Source organism: Candidatus Binataceae bacterium (genome assembly GCA_036495685.1).
Lineage (GTDB): Bacteria > Desulfobacterota > Binatia > Binatales > Binataceae > JAFAHS01.
In genome coordinates this window covers 1-3,697 of record DASXMJ010000099.1, presented here as the reverse complement: position 1 = coordinate 3,697, position 3,697 = coordinate 1, and the positions used below count along the sequence as shown (strand labels likewise).

The window sequence follows — 3,697 nt, the reverse complement described above, 5'->3', positions numbered from 1 at the left end:
TCCGATCGCGCGCGAGCGGGGCCTATGTTTCCGAGGATCATCATGTCGCCGCGTTGATCGCGACGATTTGCCGGCGGGTCGACGGCATCCCGCTGGCGATCGAGCTGGCAGCGGCGTGCGGCGGCGCGCTCGGCATCAAAGCGCTCGCCGCCGGCCTCGACGATCGCTTCCGGTTGCTAACGGGCGGACGGCGGACGGCATTGCCGCGGCACCAGACGTTGCGGGCGACTCTCGACTGGAGCTACGAACTGTTGTCCGAGCCCGAACGCGTGATCCTGCGCCGCCTGGCGATCTTTGCCGGTGCTTTCGGACTGGACGCGGCCCGTGAGGTTCTGGCGAGCCCGGAGCTTCCGCAATCGGAAGCCGTCGAGGGTCTCGCCAATCTGGTCGCGAAGTCGCTCGTTGCGGCGGAGGTTGATGGCCGCGTCGCGCGCTACCGCTTGCTCGACACAACGCGGGCTTACGCGATCGAAAAGCTCGGCGAGAGTGGGGAGGGCGAACGGCTCGCGCGGCGTCACGCCGAATATTACAGGGATTTCTTCGAGCAGGCCGAAGCCGAATTGGATGCGGGATCCGCGGTCGAGTGGCTTGACGATTACGGGCGTCAAATCGACAATTTGCGCGCGGCGCTCGACTGGGCCTTCTCGCTGCACGGTGAGGCCTTGATCGGCGTGGCTCTGACCGCCGCTGCAGTGCCCCTGTGGATGCACCTGTCGCTGCTGGACGAGTGCCGAAGTCGCGTCGCTCGGGCGCTCGCCGCGATCGAAGCAGGAACGAATCCCGATGCGCGCCGTGAGATGAAGCTCCGTGCCGCACTCGGCGCATCGCTGCTGTATACCAGAGGTACGGTTCCCGAGACCGCCGCGGCCTGGACAAAGGCCCTCGAGGTTGCAGAGAGCCTTGACAATGCCGAGTACCAGTTGCGGTCCCTCAGGGGCCTTTGGTCGTTTCACATCAGCGACGGTCGGTATCGCGAAGCTCTGACACTGGCGCAAAGGTTCAGTACTCTGGTTGCGAACCGCTCCGACCCGAACGATCGGCTGATCGGCGACCGACTGATCGCTGTGTCGGAACATTTTTTGGGCGACCAACCTAGCGCGCGGCGCCACCTCGAGCACATGCTCGCTCACTATGTCCCTCCTACCCGCAAGCCCGAGATCATTCGCTTCCATTTCGATCCGCAGGTGGCGGCACGCGCCCTCCTTGCGCGGGTCCAGTGGCTGCAGGGGTTTCCGGATCAGGCGATCCGCACCGCCGAAAGCAACATCGACAACGCTCGCGCGGCCAATCATGCATCGTCATTATGTTACGGACTTGCCCTAGGGGCGTGCCCCATCGCGTTGTGGACCGGCGATCTGACGGCGGCGGAAAGTTACGTCGGCACATTGCTCGACTACTCGACACGGCATGCGCTGGCGGTCTGGCATGCCTTTGGCCTTGGCCTTCAGAGAGTTCTCGCCGTCAGGCGCGGTGATGTCGCCAGCGGATTGCGGCTGCTGCGCGCACGCTTCGACGACCTCGGCCAGGCCAACACCGCGTTTCGCTTCAGCCACTTTCTGCGTGAGACGGCGGAAGCCTTGGGCCGTGCTGGGAAGACCGCCGACGCGCTCGCCGCGATCGATGAGGCGATCGCGCACTGCGAGCGTACCGAAGAACGTTGGGTAATGTCCGAGTTGCTGCGCATCAAGGGTGAGCTTGTTTGGTTGCAAGACACGCGAGGAGCCGCGGCGACGGCCGAGGATTACTTCCGGCAGGCGCTCGACTGGGCCCGCCGCCAAGGTGCGCTGTCCTGGGAACTGCGGGCCGCCACGAGCTTCGCCCGGCTCTTGCGCGATCAGGGCCGACCCGCCGACGCGATGGCGCTCCTCCAGCCGGTGTACGACCGGTTTACCGAGGGCTTCGACACGGTCGACCTCCAAACCGCAAAAGCGCTCATCGACGTCCTCCAATAGCGGATGTCGAGGATGTCTCCATGGAGGCACTAGCGTCCGAACCAAACTCGGCTCTGACTGCCTCAAAGCATTGCCTTTGTTTTTGGAGTGAGGACAATCATGATGATGCAAATCTGGCTGAATGGCTGCGCCCAAGCAGCTTCTCATCGCGCGCCGGCAATAACCCGCGCTCACAAGCAAGCTTGTAGGCGTATGCGGCCGTTAGTCCGTTGCTCATCGCAAGTTCAGTTCCTTTGACGGGATCGCCTAGATAAGCATGCAGGATTTGCTCGCGAATTTCCTTGGTGATCCTGTTGCGGCTTCCAGTTGTCATTTGGCGCCTCCTTGTGCGAAGCAATACAACGTATCGGACGAGTTGGCGCCAGTGGGCCGCAGGCTCCTCGTTCTCCGATCCCGAACAGGAGAAAATCTCCGCAAGGGAAACTGGTGCAGCCATTTGCGGTCGCTCTCCCGGCGAAGCTTGAAGCGATGGACGCACTCCTTGGAACAAATCGTGCTGCGCCACGGGTGGGCTATGAAGTTGCCCATCAGGTTCATGTACGCCACTCGCGTTCAGCGTTAGCAGCCGACCGAGCGGATGCTTTGGCGGCATCAACATGCGAAGCTTTCTCAGCTCGCCGCTGGTAGTCGTCGGCAAGGCTCTTAAGTTGACCCGCAATCGCTGAGTCGGTCATGGTTTGGGCGGCGCGGAGCAAAGTCTGTGCTGTCTCTAAATATGCCTTGCCTCGTTGTGAGATCTGGACCGTCATCGAGCCCTCGCGCGGTTCTCTGGCAGCTGGTTGAAGGCGATCTGGAGCCAGCCCACCCAATTGCGGTCACTTTCCCGGCGAGCTCTGAAGTGATCGACGCACTTCTTGGAACAAAGCGGAGTTTGCCACGAGTAGTGCCGGACGAGACCAAACTTGCCATCACAAACTGCGCATCGCGCGGCTCTGCCAGATCTAAGGCTTTCGGAGCAGTTGGGCATTGTAGTCTCCTCTTGGTATTATCCTCGCTGTTCGTCGATCATCCGTCGCGCTCCATGGGCCTGTGCGCTTTTCCAACGCATGCAGCCTAAGTCGATCGCGATCAGCGGCTCAATTGAACGTAGGTAATCACCGGCATCGAAAGGTGTTACGGAGTGATACGAAGGTTTATGGCGCTCGCTCTTAAAGCCGACCACTTCCGCAATGGGCCGCGAAAGATGAAGCGAGCTCCGACCGCTGAGTGGATTACTTTGTCGGGCAATCACCGCGTGTTGGAGGTCCTCCTCAGCCAGCTTGCGAGCCAGGTTGTCATTCCGAAGATCTCCGTCGACCATCGCGCTTCCTCCGGCCACTGCATCGTCCACGACGGGACTGCCACAAAGCTAAGGAGCAAAAACTGGAAAGTCCCCGGGGCGCCCTCTGGAAAGACGTGGAAAGACTTGTCCGCAAACAGGCTGGTGCGCTGTGCGCTGGTCTTTCCTGAAAAATCCTGAAATTTACTGTGGCGCGGCGGACCGCTATAATGCGAGCGATGGAACCCGCCTCCGAAACGACGGCCGGCAAGCGCGCCCTGATGGCGCGCGTGTGGCCCGACCGGGTGGTTGACGAGAATAATCTGCAATCCCAAATCGCGGCGTTGCGCGCTGCTTTCGGCGCTGAGCGGGATTTGATCCGCACAGTCTCCGGACGCGGCTACCAGTTTACCGGCGAGGTCCGCGTGCCGTCAGGAAGCCCCGTCGAGCGCTCCCCCGCTGGCAGGGCTGCGCAGCCCGCAGGGGC

General features: G+C 62.0%; 3 protein-coding genes. 2 read left to right on the top strand and 1 reads right to left on the bottom strand.

Annotated elements, in window-relative coordinates:
* Positions 1 to 1,952, top strand: a 1,952-nt coding sequence (locus VGI36_10445) for a hypothetical protein (GenBank protein HEY2485560.1), incomplete at its 5' end; no start/stop codon positions are given.
* A 97-nt stretch (positions 1,953 to 2,049) separates the two neighbouring features.
* On the opposite strand, the gene VGI36_10440 is transcribed toward VGI36_10445, so the two are convergent.
* Positions 2,050 to 2,265, bottom strand: coding sequence for a hypothetical protein (locus VGI36_10440; protein ID HEY2485559.1), 216 nt, complete (start codon positions 2,263 to 2,265; stop codon positions 2,050 to 2,052).
* 1,175 nt (positions 2,266 to 3,440) lie between these two features.
* On the opposite strand from VGI36_10440, the gene VGI36_10435 reads away from it, so the two are divergent.
* A partial coding sequence (locus VGI36_10435; protein HEY2485558.1) for a winged helix-turn-helix domain-containing protein occupies positions 3,441 to 3,697 on the top strand: 257 nt, incomplete at its 3' end.